Source organism: Collinsella sp. CM84Y_54, from assembly GCF_036317945.1.
GTDB lineage: Bacteria > Actinomycetota > Coriobacteriia > Coriobacteriales > Coriobacteriaceae > Collinsella.
In genome coordinates this window covers 201,959-223,259 of record NZ_JAWQCX010000004.1, presented here as the reverse complement: position 1 = coordinate 223,259, position 21,301 = coordinate 201,959, and the positions used below count along the sequence as shown (strand labels likewise).

Sequence of the window (21,301 nt, the reverse complement as noted above, 5' to 3'; positions counted from 1 at the left end):
GTCTCGATCTGTAACATCTAGCAGCCATTTTTGATCCTAGATGTTACAGATCGAGAGAAAATGACCAGCGGCAACCGTTTGTCTCGATCTGTAACATCTACTCGGCAAATTAGGGTCTAACTGTTACAGATCGAGACGAACAGAAAACACCCGGATCAAAAATCTAAATCTGTAACACCAGGCCCACTTTTAGCGGCCAAGATGTTACAGATCGAGACAGACCGAAAACCACCACAAAGAGGACAGGCACCTTTGTGGTGGTCGCGGTCTCTACTCCTTCGCCGAACCCGTACTTCCCGATTCGACGGTCCAGGGCATCTCATCCTCGAACAGCCATGTACGGGCAGACCCACTATCGCGTGCAGTCTGCGGGTCAGGCAAGCAGGTCTGTTTATAGGCATCTTGGATACACTGACCCATAAAATCGTTGAGCTCGGTCTGGTCGCCCTCCATGACATAGGCGACATCGCCGTCCATGATGTAGATGCCCGGACCCTCATTGCCCTCGTAGCCCGGATCGTACGAGACATCACATAACTTTGCGCCGTTTGCAGTGTCCAGCTCGATGGAAGAGTGGCATCCGCCAACCATGTCGTTCGCTTTTGCCCGATAGGACGCATATCCGTACCAACGCTTAAATGTTTTGCCCTTGAGTAGCTCGGACGCCCTATCGATCAGGCTTGCATCCGTGGTATAGCGCATGGCCCCAAGCTGAATACGCGGATAATTGCTAATACCCAGCACAGCCGGCTGCTCATCAAAATCAACGGTAATGGTCTCGGGCTTGTCGTCGCCGGTCAGAAGTTCGACAGATTGAGTCACAGGCTTGACCACCGGCTCCGTCACCGCAGCAGGTAGAAATGCCATACCGACAGCGCCCGCGCCAACCACAGCGATCGCAAGCGCCAAGACAATCAATCCAATACGGGCAGAACGGCTCACGGCAAAACACCCCACAATGCAAACCTTCGCCACCTGCACTAATGATACCGCCAGCTAACACTATTACCAAAAGAAGCCGCGCGCTCCTCACCACCACAAAGGGGACAGGCACCTTTGTGGTGGTTTTCGACGCTAACGGTCGACCATCTCGCGCCATGAGATTAAACTTGAATTGTTCTCTGAACATATCCATTTCTGCCTATCCTCAACAGATCTTTGTCTCGAGGAGCGCATATGAAGCCGTCTCATTCCACCGGTCGCAACGTCATTACCATTTTCGCCATACCCATCGCGATGTTCTTCTTTATCGTCGTCACGCCCTTTTCCCTCGGTATCGCCTCGCCCTTCGATTTATGCGGAATGGTCGACGCCGGCTCGCGTGCCACCTCGCTCTCCTTTGTCTGCCGTGGCGTGTTCTACGAATATGCAATTCCCACCGGAAGTTGGCAGTCCAAGTTACCGTTGCTCGGCAAGGTCGACGGATGCTCCCCCTATTTCTGCCTTGAACCTCAGGCGCTAAACTATCTGATCGACGACCAGCCACTCGACTCCATCACCCTCGCCTACGACTACGCACCAAACACCGATGAGCGCCACATGAACCAAGTCCTCGACAAGCTGCTTGGACAGTGCGGGCTCACCGCGGAAGCCGGTCGAACCATCTATAGCAACCGGAAATTAAAGCGAACAGAACTCCGCCGTGTCGGAAAAATCAAAGGGCGAAACGGGGCCGCCTACTGGGATGCCTGGGCAACACGCGACAAGGGCGAATTCGGACACAGCACCTATATGGTCACTGTCTACACCAAAGACGGAATTAAGGACAATGTTGACGATTTCGCGTCATCCAAACTCGGCATCCCCAAAACAACCAAACCCGCCAGCCCGGATGAAATCCTGTAGGGACGCTCATTAAAATGCCGCCCAGCGATCACAATAACATCGAGCCCACCCCCACCACCACAAAGGTGCCTGTCCCCTTTGTGGTGATTTTCGGCTCCAGCGCTCAAAATCTCGATCTGTAACATCTAGCTGCCGTTTTTGACCCCAGATGTTACAGATTGAGATGAAATGCTCAGCGGCGCCCGTTTATCTAGATCTGTAACAACTACTCGGCAAATAAGGGTCTACCTGTTACAGGACAAGACAAACCGCGGACCGCCACAAAGGGGACAGGCACCTTTGTGGCGGTTTTCGACAAAAAGAAGCCGCCCCATTAACAGAGGCGGCATCAAGCAAGTCTATTTATTAGCGTCCCTCAAGACCCAACGAGAATGCAGAAATGTAGTCCGGGGCTCACCCTTTCCCGAACGCGACCCTCGCGAAGCGCGTGAGCGGGCGGGAAAGGGTAAGCCCCGGACGGACAATTAAGTGCGTTACTCGGCAGCGGCCTTGAACTTGTTGTAGTTGATCAGGCAGCCGGCCTTGACGATGGCACGCTCCTCTGCCGTCATATCGGCAATATAGAGCTCAATCTGCTCGACCGCACCATCGGCGCGCACTACGTACGCGGCGATGTTCTGCAGGTCGCCGTCGAGCGTGGTACGGATACCCGGCACAAAGACGTAGTCGCCCACCTCAAAGTTGGGCTCGGCCTCCATCTGGAAGGGCACCATGCCCCAGTTCATCACGTTGGAGCGATAGCGCTTGGTGGCGTACTCGTGGACGATGTTGGCCAGGCCGCCAATTACGCGCTGGCAGCTCGCGGCCTGCTCGCGGGCAGAACCGTCACCGGGCTTCTTGGCATAGAGCATGGAGCCGTACTCAGTCGCCTTGGCATCGGCCGCGACACCCGCGCCGGTCAGCGCCTCAAACACGCTGGCAAGCTCGGCATCGAGTGCCACCAGGTCGCCCGCTGCCTCGCCGGCAACGCGGCGCTTTTCCACCGCGTCGACCTCCTTGGAGCGGCCCACGTAGGCAGGGTCGCGACGGCTGAGCGTAAACTCGGCCAGACCCAGCGGGTTGGAGCGGAAGGAGCTCGTCTCGCCCGAGGGAATGAGCTCGTCGGTCGTAGTGACCGGGTCCATGATCTTGGAGCACACCTTGAGCAGGATGTCGTCGCCGAGAGGCTCCATCGCGGGCCACGGCTTGATGTTGGGGCCCTCGACCAGCTCGTCGGCCGGCTCAGCCTTGCCAAAGCCCCAGTACACGCGCTTCTTGTACGGCGCGTCGTCAAAGGTGTACTCGCAGGCCTCGTCCCAAGTCTCCTCGGGCAGGTCGGTCGCCGGCGTCAGGACGCCGCCGTTGGCAGCCGTCGCCGCAATGGAGCGGGCGTCCATCAGGGCCACGGCGCTCAGCTGACCGTTGCCCGGCTTGGAACCCTCGCGATTGGGGAAGTTGCGCGTGGTGTGGCGGATCGAAAGGCCGTTGTTGGCAGGCGTGTCGCCGGCGCCGAAGCACGGGCCGCAGAATGCCGTGCGCACAATCGCGCCGGCCTCCATAAGGTCGTAGATGTAGCCGCGGCGTGTAAGCTCGAGCGCCACGGGCTGGCTCGTGGGATAGACCGACAGCGAAAACTCGCCGCAGCCGGTGTTGGCGCCCTTAAGCACGCGGGCAGCCTGGACCACGGAGTCGTAGTTGCCGCCCGAGCAGCCGGCGATGACGCCCTGCTGCACGTGCAGCTTGCCGTCGACGATCTTGTCGAGCAGGCTAAAGTGCGTCTTACCCTCGCCGATCTTGGCGGCCTCGAGCTCGACCTCATGCAGGATGTCCTCGAGGTTCTCGTTGAGCTCGTCAATCTCAAAGCCGTTGGAAGGATGGAACGGCAGCGCGATCATGGGCTTGATGCTCGACAGGTCGACCTCGACGCAGCCGTCGTAGTAGGCGACATCGGCGGGCTTGAGCTCGCGGTAGTCGTCGCCGCGGCCGTGCATGGTCAAAAACGCGCGCGTGTCCTCGTCGGTGGCCCAGATGCTCGACAGGCAGGTGGTCTCGGTGGTCATGACGTCGACGCCGTTGCGATAATCGGTCGTCATGCTCGCAATGCCGGGGCCCACGAACTCCATGACCCTGTTCTTAACGTAACCCTTGGCAAAGACGGCGCGGATGATGGCGAGCGCCACATCGTGTGGGCCAACGCCGGGGCGCGGGGCGCCCGTGAGGTAGATGGCAACGACGCCGGGATAGGCAACGTCGTAGGTGTCGCGCAGCAGCTGCTTTGCCAGCTCGCCACCGCCCTCGCCCACGGCCATGGTGCCCAGAGCGCCGTAGCGGGTGTGCGAGTCGGAGCCCAGGATCATCTTGCCACAGCCGGCGAAGTTCTCACGCATAAAGGAGTGGATGACGGCGATGTGCGGCGGGACGAAGATGCCGCCGTACTTCTTGGCCGCGGAAAGGCCAAAGACGTGGTCGTCCTCATTGATGGTGCCTCCCACGGCGCACAGCGAGTTATGGCAGTTGGTGAGCACGTAGGGCAGCGGGAACTGCTCCATGCCCGAGGCGCGCGCCGTCTGGATGATGCCAACGAAGGTGATGTCGTGGCTCGCCATGGCGTCAAAGCGAATCTTGAGTGCCTCGGGGTCACCCGACGTGTTATGTGCCTGGAGGATCGAATACGCGATGGTGCCGCGCTTGGCATCCTCGGGCGTCTGCGTAATACCGCGCTCGGCAGCCTCGGCCGCAGGCACAACCTCGCTGCCGCCGCGCAGGTAGATGCCGTCCTCGTACAGCTTGACCATACTGTCTCCCACTCTGCCCAAAAGATTTGGGCGCATAGCATACATTCGTTCAATATCGTGCCATAGAACGGTTGCGAGTGGGTTACGAATCTACACGTTCACTTTATCTCGGTAAAGTAAAGGACGAGCCCAGTGTGAGCCGGCAAAATGATCCCTTGGGGACGGAGGAAAACGGATCACTGAGGGGGTCGGCCTGACCCAGTGATCCGTTTTCCTCCGTCCCCAAGGGATCATGAAGTTGAATGCCAGATTGTCCGAATGCGGCCCGCGTAACTACAAATCGGTCCCCGCGCCCAGCAGCTTGCGCATGACCTGTTCGGGGTTAACCGAGCCATCGCGCGGGGCCAGGGCAGTGATCTTCTTCTGCATCTTGTACTCGTGCAGCTCGTCCTCGAGCTGGCGCACGCGGGCGCGGAGCTTTTCGTTCTCGCGCTCGCGCTCCTCGGCACGCTCCTTCATATCGAGGATGCGCACCACGCCGGCAAGGTTGATGCCCTCGTCGGTCAGCTGGTTGATGAGCTCCAGGCGCTCGATATCGGCACGCGAATACAGACGCGTGTTGCCGCCCGAGCGCTGGGGGTTCACCAGGCCCTTGGACTCGTAGACGCGCAGAGTCTGCGGATGCATGCCGGTCAACTCGGCCGCCACGCTGATCATGTACAGCGGTTTATTCCTATTGTCCTCGGCCATGCTACCTGACCCCTTTCCGTCTCGTTATCGTCCATCATAAGCCCGCGGGCGCGGGTGTGCGCCACGACCGCCCTAGTACGTCGCCTTGTAACGGTTGACCTTCTCGCGATAATCGCGCGTGTCGGCCTCGCGCAGCTTGGTCATAGCATCGCGCTCGTCATCGGACAGGTTCGTGGGAACCTGCACCTTAATCTCGACGAGCAGCGCACCGGTGCGGCCGCGATGCTTAACGTCGGGCGCGCCCATTTCCTTAAAGCGGAACTTCTTGCCCGTCTGGGTACCCGCGGGCACCTTCAGACGAACCGTCGCGCCGCCGGGCGTGGGCACGTCCACCGTGCAGCCGAGCGCCGCCTCGTAGACCGAGACCGGCACCTCCATGGTTACGTCGGCGCCTTTGCGCTTAAACAGCGGGTGCTCCTCCACATGCGTGGTCACGACCAGGTCGCCGCGCTCGCCTCCGGCAACGCCGTACTCGCCGCGACGTTTGTAACGCAGCTTGCCTCCGTCGACCGCGCCCGCAGGCACCGAGACCGTAATGGTCTGCTGCTCGCCCGTCGAGGGAATGCGGTAGGTAACCTTGTGCGTCACGCCGCGAAACGCGTCCTCGGCCGTCACATCGACAGTCAGCGACAGGTCGCCGCCCTTGCGAGCACGGCTGCGGCCAGCGCCGGCACCGGCAGCGCCCGCAGCCCCGGCAAAGCCCGAGCCCCAATCACTGCCCCAGGCGCCGTTGCCGCTAAAGATGCTGTCGAAGATGTCGCCCCAGCCGCTGGCACCCGCGCCGGCACCGTAGCCGCCGCCATACGCGCCGCCCGCGCCCGGCATACCGCCGAACATGAGCATCTGGTCGTACTCTTTGCGCTTCTTCTCGTCCGAAAGCGTCTCATAGGCCTCGCTGATCTCCTTAAACTTGGCCTCGTCGCCGCCGGCATCGGGGTGATATTTTTGCGCGAGCTTGCGAAACGCGCTCTTGATCTCTTTGTCGGAGGCGCTCTTGGATACGCCCAGGATGTCATAGAAGGTTTTGCCTGCAGCCATCGTAGCTCCTCTCCTGTTACGTCCGCCGTCACTGCTGACGACGGCTCATGCTTTCATATGGCACTAGGCCAGAAAGGGCCCCGGGTGTTGCCCCGGGGCCCTTCTCAATTACTCCTCGGTGCTCTCGGCCGTATCGGCCGCGGCATCCTCGGGCGCCGCTTCGGGCTCCGGTGCGGGGCGCTTCTCGCCACCGTAGGTCACCGTCACCATCGCGGAACGCAGGATGCGATCCGCCATGCGGTAGCCCTTCTGGTACACGTCGTTGACGGTCTCGTCGTACTGCGATGCGTCCTCGACACGCCCCACGGCCTGGTGCTCGAGCGGATCGAACGCCTCGCCCTTGGGGTCGATGGGCTCAACGCCCTCGTGCGCAAACACATCGAGCAGCTTGGCATGCACCGCGTCAACGCCATCGACGAACTGCTTAAAATCGTCGGAAAGCTCCTGGCTACGGGCATGGTCGATTGCACGCTCGATATCGTCAACCACCGGCAGCAGCGCAGTGACGAGCTTCTCGGTCGCGCGCTCGCGCTCGGCGATGCGCTCGTTAGCGGTGCGGCGACGAAAGTTCTCCCAGTCGGCCTGTAGACGGGCGGTGCGCTCGGTGGCGTCCTTTGCCTTGTCCTCGGCGGCCTTCTGAGCCTCTGCCGCAGCATCGAGCTCGCTGCGCACGTCGGCAAGCTCCTTTTGGGCCTGCTCGAACTTGAGCTTAAAGTCGTTGTCGGCGGCTTCCTCACCGGCGCGGATAGCAGCTTCCACCATCTCGTCCTCGGTCATCGTCGCCTCCTTGTTGGAATCCTCTACCTGGTTCTCGGCAGCCTCGACGGCCTCGGCCTCGTTGGCCTCGCTATCGTCGACGGCCTCTACGGGAATCTTCACGTCCTTCTCCTCAGAGTCAACGGGGGCAGTGCCTGCGGCAGCCGCCTCCGTGCGAGCTTTACGGGCGGACATGATTACTTGTCCTCGTCGTCCACAACCTCGTAGTCGGCGTCGACGACGTCATCGTCGGCAGACTGGGCACCGGCGGCACCGTCGGTCTGCTGCTGAGCGTCGGCGTAGACAACCTGAGCCAGCTCGTAGGCCACGGACTGCAGGGACTCACCAGCGGCCTTGATGGCCTCGACGTCAGAGCCCTCGAGCGCCTTCTTGGCGTCGGCGATAGCGGCCTCGGCCTTGGACTTCACATCGGCGGAAACCTTGTCGCCCAGCTCGTTGAGGGTCTGCTCGGTGGAGTAGCACAGGCTATCGGTCTGGTTGCGGACCTCGACCTCTTCCTTCTGCTTCTTGTCCTCCTCGGCATGAGCCTCGGCGTCCTTGACCATACGATCGACTTCGTCGTCGGACAGAGCGGTGGAGCCGGAGATAGTGATCTGCTGCTCCTTGCCGGTGCCCTTGTCCTTAGCGGAAACCTTGACGATGCCGTTGGCGTCGATGTCGAAGGTGACCTCGATCTGCGGCACGCCGCGGCGGGCAGCCGGGATACCGGTCAGCTGGAACTTACCGAGCGACTTGTTGTCGCGGGCAAGCTCGCGCTCGCCCTGGAGCACGTTGATCTCGACGCTGGTCTGGTTGTCGGCAGCGGTGGAGTAGACCTCGGTCTTGGAGGTCGGGATCGTGGTGTTGCGGTCGATCATCTTGGTCATGATGCCGCCCATAGTCTCGACGCCCAACGACAGCGGGGTTACGTCGAGCAGCAGGATGCCCTCGACGTCACCGGTGAGCACGCCGCCCTGGACGGCAGCGCCGTCGGCAACGACCTCATCGGGGTTCACGGACATGTTGGGCTGCTTGCCGGTCATGGTCTTGACCAGATCCTGGACAGCGGGCATACGGGTGGAGCCGCCGACGAGGATGACCTCGGTCAGATCGGAGAGCTTGAGCTTAGCGTCGCGCAGGGCGTTGGTGACAGGCTGCTTGCAGCGCTCGAGCAGGTCGCGAGTGATTTTCTCGAACTCGGCGCGGGTCAGCGTGTAGTTGAGGTGCAGCGGGCCGGACTGGTTCATGGTAATGAACGGCAGGTTAATGGTGGACTGCTGCGCCGCGGAGAGCTCCTTCTTGGCGTTCTCGGCAGCCTCCTTCAGACGCTGCAGGGCCATGGGGTCCTGACGCAGATCGACGCCGTTCTCCTGCTGGAACTTGTCGGCCATCCAGTCGATGACGCGCTGATCCCAGTCGTCGCCGCCCAGGTGGTTGTCGCCCGAAGTGGACAGAACCTCAAACACGCCGTCGGCGAGGTCGAGGATGGAGACGTCGAAGGTGCCGCCACCCAGGTCGAAGACCAGGATGCGCTGGTCGGTGCCCTGCTTGTCCAGGCCATAGGCAAGAGCGGCAGCGGTCGGCTCGTTGACGATACGCTTGACGTTGAGGCCGGCGATCTTACCGGCATCCTTGGTGGCCTGACGCTGGGCGTCGTTGAAGTAGGCCGGGACGGTGATGACGGCGTCGGTGACGGTCTCGCCCAGATACTTCTCGGCATCGGCCTTCATCTTGGCGAGCGTCATGGCGCTCACCTGCTCGGCGGTGTAATCCTTGCCCTCGATGTCGACGACGGCACGGCCACCCTGGCCCTCCTTGACCTCGTACGGCACGGTCTTGATCTCGGAGGTGCACTCGGAGTACTTGCGGCCCATGAAGCGCTTGATGGAGAACACGGTGTTCTTGGGGTTGGTGACAGCCTGGTTCTTAGCGGCCTTACCCACGACGCGGTCGCCGTCAGCACGGAAGCCAACAACGGACGGGGTGGTGCGGTCGCCTTCGGCGTTCACGATAATGGTCGGAGAACCGCCCTCGAGGACGGCCATAGCGGAGTTAGTAGTACCAAGGTCGATACCAAGAATCTTACTCATTAGAAATTACCTCTCTCTTTTGCGTTCGCGCCGCCTCGACGGTCTGTCGCGCGGCGCTTCGGCTTGTCTTTCAGGATGTAGTGTATCCCCTTATGGGCCGGAATATACAAAATCTAAGTCAATTCATATAAGATTTCTTATTGCCGAGAGTTTAGGTTCGCAAATGCGCAGGTAGACGCACTGTTTGAGTTCTGGGCAAATCTATTGAGATCTATGTAGAGATGGCTGAGGTTTGGATCTGGGGGTGCCTGGGGCGGTCTTGGGCGACCCCGAGGAAGGCGTGACCCGTTTTGGGCGTCGATTCCGGGACACGCTTTCCAAAAGCTCGCTCAATCGCTCAATATTACGAGTCACCTTTAGCTAACATTTGCGCAGCTCAACGGCCTCACCTGCATATTTTTTAGTAAGCCGTGGCATACTCGGCGAACGGTATGAAGATGCCGGTCAGAGGGTATTGCAAACGGTCGCTCCCGTGGTATGTTTTTGCCCGAATCAAACCGACGCGCATCGCCTGTAGCGTCGGTCAACAGAGAGGAAACTACCATGGCTCATCCCGTAATTGATGCCGACGAGTGCATCGCTTGTGGCGTTTGCGTCGACTCCTGCCCCGCTGGCGTTCTGGAGCTCCAGGACGTCGCCACCGTCGCTGACGAGGATTCCTGCGTCGCCTGTGGCGCTTGCCAGGACGCTTGCCCCGCTGGCGCGATCACCGAGATCGTCGAGGAGTAATAACTCCCCCACTTGCACACTCAAAAGTACACCGTGCACAAAAAAGGAGGCCTCCGCATCGCCGCGGAGGCCTCCTTTTGCATGTGCGGGCAGCTAATTTGGAGCGGAACCCTTGGCAGTTGCGGTGGAATAGTTCCTGTTTTATGGCTTGGATGCCGATTTTAGGAACTATTTCACCGCAACTTATAGATGCGGCGTCGACTAGGACAAGTCGTCCTCGTAGGGCATCAGGTCCGCCAAGTAGCCTTTCTCCTTGAGCATGGCCTCGATCTCGTCGAGGGTTTGCTCGTCGTCTGCCGCGATGCGATGGAAGTGATAGCCGCTCGTCACCGTTAGTAGTGGGAAGCTCTTGCCGCTCTCGATATCGTGCAGGTAGCGCTCAACATCGCGACGATTGCGGATGTCCAGGTCGGCCGTGATCTTGCCGTACACGCGGTGGTTTACGATCACGTTGAGCACGGCGCCGCCCGCGTCGACGATGCTCGTGAGCTCATCGCCCGCCTGCTCCACGCCGTGGCGAACCTTGACCAAGCGCGTGGGAACAGCCGGGCTGCTGGGGGCCTCCTGCAGCACGTAGCCGCGATTGGTCGCCACGATATCGTGCCCGTCGGCGCGCAGCAGAGCGATGTCTTGCACGACAATCTGGCGGCTCACACCCACCTCGCGGGCAAGTGCGCTGCCCGAAACGGGCTCCTTGGCTTCCTCGAGCACGCCCATGATGGCACGGCGACGCTCGCGGGCATCCATTATTTACCGTCCAGCAGACGCAGGTGCTTGAGCGAGAGGTCGAGAATCGGCGCAGAGTGGGTCAATGCCCCCGAGCTAATAAAGTCAACGCCCAGGTCAGCGAGCGCGCGGATATTGCTGGCGTCCACGTTGCCCGAGCACTCGGTCTTGGCGCGACCGGCGATAAGCTCAATCGCGGCAGCCATATCGTCGTGGGTCATGTTGTCGAACATGATGATATCGGCGCCGGCCTCCACGGCCTCGCGTACCATGTCCAGGTTCTCGCACTCGATCTCGACCGTCGCGGTAAACGATGCATGGGCGCGCGCCATCTCGATCGCACGCGTCACGCCCCCGGCGGCATCGATGTGGTTGTCCTTGAGCATGACGGCCGTCGACAAGTTGTAACGGTGGTTGCTGCCGCCGCCGATCTCGACCGCGGCCTTCTCGAAGACGCGCATGCCCGGCGTGGTCTTGCGCGTGTCGACAAGCACGGTCTTGGTGCCCTCGAGCGCCGCGGCCATCTGGTGCGTATAGGTAGCGATACCGCTCATGCGCTGCAGGTAGTTGAGCGCCACGCGCTCGCCCGAAAGCAGCACGCGCGCATCGCCACGCACCTGTCCCACGTGGTCGCCGGCGTGAACCTCGTCACCGTCGGCAACATCAAACAGCACCGAGCTCTGCGAATCCAGCAGCTCAAAGGTGCGAGCGAACACATCCAGGCCCGCGATGATGCCATCGGCCTTGGCGATAAGCTCCACCGTGGCGGGGCGCGCCGTGGGGCACACGCTCGCCGTGCTCACGTCCTCAAAGGTAATGTCCTCGCGCAGAGCCTGCAGAATCAGATCATCGACGACGAGCTTCATGGTAATGGGATTCATGGTCTACTCCTCCACGGCCTGCGTGCCGGCGGCACGGGCCAAATCATCGATTGCCAGGGTATCGGCGCTCAGGGCGCGATGACGGCCATCGAGCGCGGGATCGCCCGCCTGCTCCACGGCCAGCGACTCGCCGGTGCGCATACGCCAAGCGGCGCGGCGACCCCAGACTAGGGACTCGAGCAGGCTGTTCGATGCGAGGCGATTCTTGCCGTGAACGCCGTTGCAAGCCGTCTCGCCCGCGGCGTACAGCTCGGGCATCGAGGTGCGGCCGTCCTTGTCGACCCACACGCCGCCCATAAAGTAGTGCTGCGTGGGCGTAACGGGGATGGGCTCGTCCAAGATGTCGCGTCCGTCCTCCAGGCAGCGTGCGCGAATGTTGGCGAAGTGCCCGGTCACCACGTCGCGCTCGACGGGGGCAAAGCTCAGCCACTCGTGCTCGGTACCGTCCTGCTTCATCTGCTCGCGAATGGCGGCGGCGACCACGTCACGCGGCTGCAGCTCGTCGGTAAAGCGCTCGCCAGCGGCGTTGAGCAGAATCGCGCCCTCGCCGCGGCAGCTCTCGCTGATCAGGAAGGTGCGGCCCGGCCGCGGCGAGAACAGCCCCGTGGGGTGAATCTGTACGTAGTCCAGGTGCTCCATCTTAATGCCATGCTCCTGAGCGATGTAGCAGGCATCGCCCGTGAGCTGCGGGTAGTTAGTCGAATGGTCGTACACGCCGCCGATACCGCCCGTCGCCCACAGCGTATGGCGGGCATGGATCTTAAACGGCTCGCCGGTATGCACGCCCTCGGCGGCATGTGCCAGCTCGTCGGCGGGGCGGACCGAGTTGTCCTCGTCCACGGGAACGGCGACGACGCCGGTGCACACCGTGGCCCCATCGCGCTCGCCCGTCAGGATGTCGGTCATGGCCACGTGCTCAAGAATCTGCACGTTATCCAGCTTGCGAACGGCCTGGAGCAGCTTGGTCGTGATCTCCTTACCCGTAATATCGGCATGGAAGGCAATGCGCGGGCGGCTGTGCGCGCCCTCGCGGGTAAAGTCGAGGCTGCCGTCGGCCTTGCGCTCGAAATCCACGCCCATCGCTAGCAGGTCGTTGATGACCGAACGGCTCGAGCGGATCATGATGTCGACGCTCTCGCGGCGGTTCTCGTAGTGACCGGCGTGCATGGTGTCCTCAAAGAAGGCATCGTAGTCTGAGCCTTCGGGCAGCACGCAGATGCCGCCCTGCGCGAGCATCGAATCGCACTCGTCGACAGTGCCCTTGGAGAGCATGATCACGCGCGTGCTCGTCGGCAGATTGAGGGCCGCGTATAGGCCCGCCACGCCGCAGCCGGCAATGACGACGTCGCACTCCATGTCGGGGTATTGCTTGGTTTCCACAGGAATCCTCTCCCTTGTAATGTGGCGTAAGGGGCTGTCCTTCATGCCACATTGGCTTAGCGCGCCGCGTACTCGAGCATGCGGTCGAGCGTGAGCTTGGCCTGATCGGCTGCCTCGTCCGACACGCCAATCTGCACCTCGCCCTCGCCCGTCTCCAGGCATCGCACGAGCTTTTCGAGCGTGATGAGATCCATGTTGACGCAGGTGGGCTGCACCGCAGGGAAGTAGAACTTTTTGCCGGTGCCCTCGCAGCGGCGCTCGAGCTCGTAGAGCACGCCGCGGACCGTCACGATGATGAACTCGTTGGCGTCCGACTCCTCGGCATACTTGATGATGCCGGCGGTGGAGCCGATGTAGTCGGCCTCGGCCAGCACGTCGGCCTTGCACTCGGGGTGCGCCAGTACGAGCGCGTTGGGATGCGCCTCCTGCGCATCGACAATCTGCTCGACGGTGATGATGTGGTGGCGCGGGCAGTAGCCCTTGTTAAGCATGACGTGCTTTTGCGGCACCTGCTCGGCTACGAAGCGGCCCAGGTTTTGATCGGGGATGAACAGGACGTGTTGCTGCGGCAGCTCGGACACGATCTTGACGGCGTTGGAGCTGGTGACACACACGTCGCTCCAACTCTTGATCTCGACCGTCGAGTTGACGTAGCAGACCACGGCAAGGTCGTCGCCGTACTCGGCGCGCGCTGCATCGACTGTCTCGCGCTTGACCATGTGAGCCATGGGGCAGTCCGCGCCCGGCTCGGGCAACAGCACGGTCTTGGTGGGATTGAGCAGCTTGGCGCTCTCGCCCATAAACTCCACGCCGCACAGCACGATGGTCTGCTGCGGCAGGCTTTTGGCGAGCTTTGCCAGGTAGAAGCTGTCGCCGACGAAATCGGCAACGGCTTGGACCTCGGGCGCCACATAATAGTGCGCCAAGATCACCGCGTCACGTTGGGTTTTTAGTTGCTGAATGGCCTCGACGAGCTCTGCGGGCACCAATGCCGCGCGCTCCGTTGCCGTCGTTGCCGATGCCAGGCCGGCCGCGATATCGCGCGCAAGCTCCGACGCATCCATGTTCGCGCTCTGTGCCATCAAGGCCCCTCTCTTTTGGCGAATCTTGGGGCTTTAGTATGACACCTAGGTTTACAGCTGACAAGACAGCTGTAAACCTAGGTGTAAAGTTGAAATAAAGATTCAATCATGCGGCAGGTCCATTTTCGAACTGGCAAGCTGAGGATAGTCGAAAATGGACCTGCCGCACGGTTTGATCGGCCCGTTTTGCCTTGGACCAAGGGGCAGTGGTCAAAAAAGGCCAAATATGAGTACTGTCACCAAATTAGTAGCAGCGATTTTCCAGTCCAGAGCAGCAAAATCGCCTTGTTTGGAGCCCGATCGCGACTCTGAAGGACGAAAATCGATGTACTTTTGGCCGCTGGCACCAATTTTTGAGGCCATTTGGCTGCCACCAAACTGGTAACAGTACTCATATTTGGCCTTTTTTGACCACCGGGTTTCCGGCAGACCCCAAAAGCGGGCCCGAATCGCTCGATCCGGGCCCGCTGGGGACTGGTGCGCGACTACGCGCGGCGCTTCATGGCCCACGCCAGCAGCAGGGCTGCCACACCGGCAGCGAGTACGGCACCGGCCATGGCGTACGCGCTGTCGCCGGACTGAGGCAACGTCTTCTTGCTAGCCTTCTTCTTGGACTTAGACGTCGTAGTCGTAGTCGTGGTCGTAGTAGTCGTGGTAGTCTGGCCAGGAGCGGGCTTGGCTGCCTCGGCAACGGTGAAGGTCGTCTCGGCAGTGCCCGTGGCCGAAACCACGCTCAGCTTGTGCTCGCCCACGCCGAGCGTCTTCAGGAAGCTCGCCTTGAGCGTCACGATCGTAGAGCCCTCGGTGAGCACGTAGTTCTCGGCCGCGACCTCCTTATCGTCAACCAGCACCTTCTGGAAGAACTCGAGCGGCGCGTTCGAACGGAAGCTCAGGTCCTTCGCGGCGTCGACCACCATCGTCTGACCCTTGCCGTCGGTGATCACGGGCTTCAGAATCGCGATCTCCTCGGTCTTGCCCTTCTCGTCGCAGACGGTGCACTCTTGATGCTTCTCGCCCTTGGCCTCAACGGTCGCCGGCTTGTCGACGACCCACTCAAAGGTGTGCCCGGCCTTGTCGATGATGTCGCCGCAGCGGCAGACATGCCAGTGATTCGTGACATCGTGCGCCCAACCCGTGCCGTCGGGCTCGTGCTTGAGCACGCCCTCGACCGTCACGTTCACGTCGTGCTCGACGCCCTTAAGCTCAAAGGTGCCGGTGTCGGAGAGCTCAACGGCCTTACCGTCAACCTTTACGGCGTAGTCCTTGCCCGCAAAGTACGCGCTGTCGATGCTCATGGTGAGCGTTGCGGCGCCGTGCCAGTCGAGCTCGGTTGCCGTCGCGGTGAGCGAGTAGCCCTCCTGGGTGGCCGGCAGTGCCACGACCAACTTGCGACCGGCGGCCACGGTGACCTCGGTGACAGGCGAGGCATCATGGTTGGCCTTGGCCTGGTAGCGCACCTCGTACACGCCGGCGGCGAGATCCTTGAGCTCGGTCACGTCCTTACCCACAGCCTGGTACTCGGCGGCATCCTTGGCGCGCCACTCCATCGTCGCGTCGACGCCCGTGATCTTGCCGTCACGCTTGCCGCTCACGGTCTCGGCCGTAGCCTGAATCACCGGAGCGTCCTGAGCGGCGTTCTTGATGGAGAACCCACGCGTCAGGCCCTCGGTCGGCAGCACATAGTTGCCAGCGGCCTTGCCCGTCAGCGCTGTGAGGGTCGCCTGATACGAATCGCCAGCCTCGACCTGGGAGCCCACGACGGTCGCGCCAAGGTCATCCTTGCCGATGACGTTGCCGAGCGTTGCCTCGGGGCAGTGCTCCTTGCCGTCGTAGACAAACTCGCTGGTACCCCACGTCACGGTAAGCAGGCGCTGGTTGATGGTAAACACGCCATCGACGAACGTGATGTTGTAGTTGGAGTTGGCGCCCTTGGCCTGCGTCAGGTGCAGAGCATAGCCGCCATCACGCACGTTGTCGTTATCTTCGCGCTCGATCTCGAGGCCCTCAAGAGACTCGCTTTCAACAAGCTCGCCGGATGTGATCGCCCACGTAAACACGGGGTCAGCCTCGCCGTAAGTCTTAGAAGCGTCCTGGGCGGTGACCGTAATCGCGCGCGGCTTGACCTCGAGCGCAACCTCGCCCTCGGCGGTCGTACCGTCGATCGTCACCTTATAGGAAACAGTCAGTGTGCCGACGTCCTTGATCTTGGGGGCCTCGGGAGACCAGTTCTTGCCATCGGTGCTGTACTGGGCCGTCGCGCCCTCGGGCAGTCTCGTCGCATCGACCGTGTGATATGCACCGTCGTACTCGCCGGAGTAGCCAACGATGGCGGCAACCGGAATCTCGACTGCAGGCAACGCATGCCCACAGACCGTGCACTGCTGATGCTTGGAGCCAGCCTCGGTTGCCGTGGGCGCCTTGTCGATGACCCACTCAAAGGTGTGCGCACTCTCGTCGATCTTCTCACCGCAGGTGCACTCGTGCCAGTGCGTATTGTCGTCGGAGAGCCACTTATCGTTCACGGCCTCGTGCTTGCGCACGCCCTCGACCGTGACGACGAGGTCGCTCTCGGCGTTCAGAACAGTGAACTCGCCACGCGCGTCGGGCGTCACAACGACATTGTTGACCTTGACGGCGTAAGAGTCGTTGTCAGTAAAGTAGCCGCTCTCGATACTGACAGTGAGGGTGGTTGATCCGTGCCAGTCAAGCTCGTCCGGGTTCGCCGTGATCGTATAGCCGATCTGCTTGGTAGGCAGCGTCACGACAAACTTGCCGCCAGCGTTAACGGTAACCTCGGTGGCGGAGGAGGCATCGTGGTCACTATCGGCGCGGTAGCGCACCTCATACGTGCCGACGGCGCGGTCCGTAATCTCAGTCACGCCATCGGGCACGCCCTGATACTCGCCAGATCCCTTGGCTCGCCACTCCATCTTAGCGTCGACGCCCGTGATCTTACCGTCGGACTTGCCGCTCACAGTCTCGGCCGTGGCCTGGACCTTCGGCGCACCCTGGAGTGCCTTCTTGATGGAGAACTCACACGTCAGGCCTTCGGCGGGAAGCTTGTAGTTACCTGCGTCGTCGCCCGTCAGTTCGGTAATTTTCGCCGTGTAGGTGCCGGCTTTGACCTTGGCGCCTTCGACGTACGCGGAGATATTGTCATCGCCGACGACGTTGTGGAGCTTCGCCTGGGGGCAGTGCTCTTCGCCGTCGTAGGTGAACTCAGTAGTGGTGTCCCACGTTACGGCGAGCTCGCGCTTGCCGATCGTAAAGGTGCCATCCTTGAACGTAATCTTGTAGTTGGGGTTGGCGCCTTCGGACTGCGCTACCGTCACGGCGTAGCCGTCCTTGCGCACGGCCTCGCCGAGCTCGCGAGAGACGGTGATGCCCTGGAGGCTCTCGTCCTTGACAAGCTTGCCCTTGGTGACCTCCCAACCCAGCGCGGGATCAGAATCGCCGTACGTCTTGGAGGCGTCCAAAGCGGAAACCGTGATCGCGAGCGGAGTGACCTCGAGTGTCACCTGGCCCTCAACCGCCGCGCCATCAATCGTGACGCGATAGTCGACCGTCACACTGCCGACATCCTTGATGCTGGGCGCAACGCTCGTCCAGCCGCCGTCAGCAGCCTTGTATTCAACGACGGAACCTTCGGGCAGGGTCGAGGCATCGACAGAGTGGTCCTTGCCGTCATATTTGCCTGAGTAACCCTTAACAGCCAGGGCCGGAATCTCTACCGCGCCCGACTCGTGGCCGCACACGGAGCACTTCCCGTGCTTGGAGCCGGTCTCGGTAACCGTCGGCTGCTTGTCGATTGTCCATTCATACGCATGTTCGGCGTACATCTTAATTGTGATGGTCTCTTTATTGCCGGCAGTGTCCGTAGCCACGATTACATGCTCAGTACCGGCATCGCCTTCAGCGGCCTTAACCGTGTACTTTCCGTCCTTGCCAGCCTTGAGCTCCTTGCCGCTATCGGTAACCGTCACCGTCTCGTCGCGATCATCGAACACGTCAAACGAAACGCTCTCACAGTAGGCCTTATCTACCCACAGGTCATAAATGGTGGGGGCGTAAGTGTCCACGTAGGTATAACGTTCTTCATCCCATTTGCCGCCGCAAACCCTGCAGACCTTTTGACGAACACCATCGGCCTCAGGCGTGGCGGGCGTAACGATCTCATATTTCCACCTGCAGGGCTGGCGCTCCTGTTCCTTCTTGCAGTACTTGCAGAGCTTAACGTGGCTACCTTCGCCATTCGGCTTCCAAACTGCATTGTCGGCAACAGCATGGGATCCCGGCTCGATCTTGACCTCAGCATCGGCCGACGCATTGTGGTTGTTGTCCTCGGCATAGCGGACGTAGTACGTTCCCGACTTCGCAAGACCGGTCAGCTTGTCGCTAGACGTTATCTTCTGGTATTTCTTGCTGAATTCGTGGCGGTATTCCATTTTCTTGGTGACGCCCGAGATGGAGCCGTCCTTGCTGTTGCACGTAGTCCAATTATTGCCCACGAGGTCAGCCGGTGCGTCCTGACCGGCCTTGGAAATCTTCACGGTCGCGCTGCCCTTGGCGGTCAGGTAGCCAGAAGCCGTCACACGGCAACAGGTCGTGTACTCGGCCGCATTGCGATAGGTCGGCTTGTCCGTCGTCCAATCACCGCCGTCTTCGCGGTACTCAATTTTCATATCTGCCGGAACAGGGTCGTTCTTAACGTTGACCGTAATGCCGTGTTTTTCGCCGTCATAGGCACCCTCAAAGCCGGTGACCTCGAGGTCAAAACGCGCAAAGTCAACAATCTCCCATTTGAGCGTCAGAACACTTGTGGTGCCGCCATCGGTCGTGAAGTTGCCCTTACCGATGACAATGCACTCGTATTGCCCTGGCTCGGTCTGCTTCAGTCCGGATTCACTTCGAGCGCTGAGCTCGTAATCCTTGCCCTCAACGAGATCGACCCACTCGCCGGCACCGTTCTTGAACTGTGCACTTTCAACGACAGGCTGATGCTCCTTGCCGTCATAGGCATACTTGCCCGCACCCTTACCGCCGTCTTTAAGGATGAACTTGTAGGATTGATTCTTGACCAAGCGACGCTGCGAAATCTCAAAAGACTTCTTGCCCTCGAGCGTCTGGCCAGAGGCAGTCTTAAAGCTCGTAACGACATAGTAGTAGCCGGCGTCCGTCGGGGCGCCCTTGAGCTTGGTGCCGTTTTTATATGCCTCGGCGTCCGCCTGAGACTTGCACTGATACCACGTGAATTCATCGCTGGCCGTTACGCCCATCTGCTCCAGATTCCACGCGCCGTCCTTATTCAAAGCAATCTTGACCGGACAGCCGTCATAGACAAGCTCAGTGCTCTGAGAGCTCGTTGCCTTGGACATGGAGAGCTTGTACGTGGCCGTCAGGTACTTTTTGGGCTTGCCGTCCTCGCCCATACCATATTCACACTCGCCGTTGCGGAACGGGCCCACGCACGATGCACGAACGCCCAAACCGTCAGCTTCGACCTTCCACTTATGCTGATGAATGGTCTCGCGGAAGGTGAGGTCGCCGTTAAGGTTCACGACCTCGTACTTGTCGGAGTTGTCGTCGTTCTCGGACGAGCCGTCAGGCACAACGCCTTCGATCTTGTTGGATTCGCAGGTGCCAAGGACACGCGACTTTACGCCATTACTGTCCGCGGTCTCCTCAATCGAGATCCAAACATTGTCTCCATAGCCTCCGCGTACGGAGAAGTCAGACGCGATGTTCAGCGCCGGAACGTTGGCATCGACACTCTTTTTCTTCGGGACATACAGGCTCTTGGCGGTTCCCGTAGCTTTATCAGCTTCAGTGTACTTGTCGCCATAATTAGTATCGCCGGCGTGACTGTTCTTCCAGTAGCTCGCGATTTCCGGCGATCCGTTGAGGGTAAGGGTTCCGGCGGCGTATACCACGCACGTATTGCCGCGTGCACCATAGCGTTCAATCGTGCCACCGTTTATGTTGCAGCGAGCGCTTCGTGCAACATTGAGGGCATCGACTGTCAAGGTGCTGTCGGCCGAGCTCGAGCGCGTGCTGTGGAAGTTGCTCATCTCGCAGCTGTTGAGGTTGACCGTAGCGTTGGTGACACCCATCACGCCGGAGACAGCATAGGTATTAAGGATAGAGGAATTAGCAAAATAACGAGACGCTTCGACCGAGTTGTAACTCCTGTTCGTCTGCCTGACGCCCGCGTTCTCCCCATTGTGACCGCTGAAGCTGCAATTGTTGAACGTCGCCGTCAATTTTGCGACAGCGCTTCCGTCTTTCGGCATCTTGAAACTGCTGTTGCCATCGACGGAAACAGCACCATTGAAGTCTCCAGACGTATCGTAGAACTCGCAGTCGGTAAAAGTCGCCGTGAAGGGGTTGATGTTGCCGCCAGTCGTATTCCGGCCTTCGCGAAAGAGATGTACGGGAACGGCATACTCTTGAGCATTGCCCGCTACCGCACCAGACTTGCCAGCATAGTCCTTAATCATCAGCTTACTGAAATTTGCAGACAGATTGCCCTTGGTGTTGCCAAGCGAAATCGCAGGCACTTTTTGTTCCATACTGCTGCTGTACCAGAGGGTGAGGTCTTGCGAATCATCGCCAATCCCCAGGCTAACCGAGATGTCACCCGAAGCATTTTTGTAGCCACCGTCGTAATATCGGTCGGTCAAAAACCCGCTTACGGACTGACTCCCTCCGCGCTCATCATGAAAGCTAATGATTGGATTATTGACACCGATGAACTCAATATTGCTGCCCTGCTTGATGTTGAACAGCCATCGATTTTGACCTACCGACGAGTTCGTATAGCTGTTCACGTAGACCGTGCCATCGATGTAAATCCTTACAGGATTAATCCGAGTCGCATCCGGGGCGTCGATGGTATAGCCCGAAGTAGGCGTGACCTCACCCTTGGCGGTCTTAAGCACATAGCTACCCGGCTCAGTAATTTGAACGGGCTTGGTGCCGTCCTGCTTAAGCGACAGCACCTCGGCATTCACTCCGTCGGGCATGACCTGCGTCTCGGCACTTGCCACCGCTGGCGTTGCCACGAGCGCGCAGGCCACGGTGGCGATACCCAGTATGCGCGTCAACACAGCGCGCATCCCCATCTTCTTCTCCCTCATCACAGTTCCCCCTACCCCTATGCTTTCGCGATGTTCGTTATCGCTTGGCGCCGGCGGTCGGCCTGATTCCCCGTCCGACCGCCGGCATCGATTGACATGTGTATCCATGGAGTATTGTGCGGTCGTCAAAACTGACGCCCTGCCGCTTGGCGCGAGTTGCACGCCTTGGGGCGC

At 60.4% G+C, this 21,301-nt stretch carries 13 protein-coding genes; 2 read left to right on the top strand and 11 right to left on the bottom strand.

The window, feature by feature from the left end:
• Positions 1 to 270: 270 nt before the first annotated feature.
• Positions 271 to 942 (bottom strand): hypothetical protein, encoded by a 672-nt coding sequence (locus V2391_RS07955; RefSeq protein ID WP_329738894.1) that lies wholly within the window; start codon positions 940 to 942, stop codon positions 271 to 273.
• A 234-nt stretch (positions 943 to 1,176) separates the two neighbouring features.
• On the opposite strand from V2391_RS07955, the gene V2391_RS07950 reads away from it, so the two are divergent.
• A complete protein-coding gene (locus tag V2391_RS07950; RefSeq protein ID WP_329738893.1) occupies positions 1,177 to 1,845 on the top strand; it encodes a hypothetical protein in 669 nt (222 codons plus the stop codon).
• 473 nt (positions 1,846 to 2,318) lie between these two features.
• Here V2391_RS07950 and V2391_RS07945 read toward each other — a convergent pair whose 3' ends face one another.
• The 5 genes from V2391_RS07945 to dnaK form a co-directional block, all read right to left on the bottom strand.
• The gene (locus V2391_RS07945; protein WP_329738892.1) at positions 2,319 to 4,619 is read right to left on the bottom strand and encodes a hydratase; all 2,301 of its coding nucleotides are present in this window, start codon (positions 4,617 to 4,619) and stop codon (positions 2,319 to 2,321) included.
• A gap of 273 nt (positions 4,620 to 4,892) precedes the next feature.
• Positions 4,893 to 5,309, bottom strand: coding sequence for a heat shock protein transcriptional repressor HspR (locus V2391_RS07940; RefSeq protein WP_117746523.1), 417 nt, complete (start codon positions 5,307 to 5,309; stop codon positions 4,893 to 4,895).
• A gap of 72 nt (positions 5,310 to 5,381) precedes the next feature.
• Positions 5,382 to 6,347 carry a DnaJ C-terminal domain-containing protein gene (locus tag V2391_RS07935; RefSeq protein WP_055285310.1) on the bottom strand — a complete coding sequence of 322 codons (966 nt, stop codon included), beginning with the start codon at positions 6,345 to 6,347 and terminating at the stop codon, positions 5,382 to 5,384.
• Between the two features lie 108 nt (positions 6,348 to 6,455).
• Entirely contained in the window at positions 6,456 to 7,298 is an 843-nt protein-coding gene (locus tag V2391_RS07930) for a nucleotide exchange factor GrpE (RefSeq protein ID WP_329738891.1), read from the bottom strand.
• A 2-nt stretch (positions 7,299 to 7,300) separates the two neighbouring features.
• On the bottom strand, positions 7,301 to 9,193 hold the full coding sequence (gene dnaK / locus V2391_RS07925) for a molecular chaperone DnaK (protein ID WP_196033393.1): 1,893 nt from the start codon (positions 9,191 to 9,193) through the stop codon (positions 7,301 to 7,303).
• A 477-nt stretch (positions 9,194 to 9,670) separates the two neighbouring features.
• Here dnaK and V2391_RS07920 point away from each other — a divergent pair, with 477 nt between their 5' ends.
• Positions 9,671 to 9,922, top strand: coding sequence for an indolepyruvate ferredoxin oxidoreductase subunit alpha (locus tag V2391_RS07920; protein WP_158564522.1), 252 nt, complete (start codon positions 9,671 to 9,673; stop codon positions 9,920 to 9,922).
• A 201-nt stretch (positions 9,923 to 10,123) separates the two neighbouring features.
• Here the strand turns inward: V2391_RS07920 and V2391_RS07915 are convergent, their stop codons facing one another.
• The 5 genes from V2391_RS07915 to V2391_RS07895 all read right to left on the bottom strand — a co-directional run bounded on the left by V2391_RS07915 (position 10,124) and on the right by V2391_RS07895 (position 21,127).
• Positions 10,124 to 10,669 carry a transcription repressor NadR gene (locus tag V2391_RS07915; protein WP_329738890.1) on the bottom strand — a complete coding sequence of 182 codons (546 nt, stop codon included), beginning with the start codon at positions 10,667 to 10,669 and terminating at the stop codon, positions 10,124 to 10,126.
• Positions 10,669 to 11,529, bottom strand: coding sequence for a carboxylating nicotinate-nucleotide diphosphorylase (gene nadC / locus V2391_RS07910; RefSeq protein WP_329738889.1), 861 nt, complete (start codon positions 11,527 to 11,529; stop codon positions 10,669 to 10,671). The genes V2391_RS07915 and nadC overlap by 1 nt, the downstream gene beginning before the upstream one ends.
• A gap of 3 nt (positions 11,530 to 11,532) precedes the next feature.
• Complete coding sequence (locus V2391_RS07905; protein WP_329738888.1) at positions 11,533 to 12,909, bottom strand: L-aspartate oxidase; 1,377 nt, start codon at positions 12,907 to 12,909, stop codon at positions 11,533 to 11,535.
• Positions 12,910 to 12,965: 56 nt separating this feature from the next.
• On the bottom strand, positions 12,966 to 13,991 hold the full coding sequence (gene nadA, locus V2391_RS07900; RefSeq protein ID WP_329738887.1) for a quinolinate synthase NadA: 1,026 nt from the start codon (positions 13,989 to 13,991) through the stop codon (positions 12,966 to 12,968).
• A 485-nt stretch (positions 13,992 to 14,476) separates the two neighbouring features.
• Positions 14,477 to 21,127 carry an MBG domain-containing protein gene (locus V2391_RS07895; protein WP_329738886.1) on the bottom strand — a complete coding sequence of 2,217 codons (6,651 nt, stop codon included), beginning with the start codon at positions 21,125 to 21,127 and terminating at the stop codon, positions 14,477 to 14,479.
• Positions 21,128 to 21,301 lie beyond the last annotated feature (174 nt).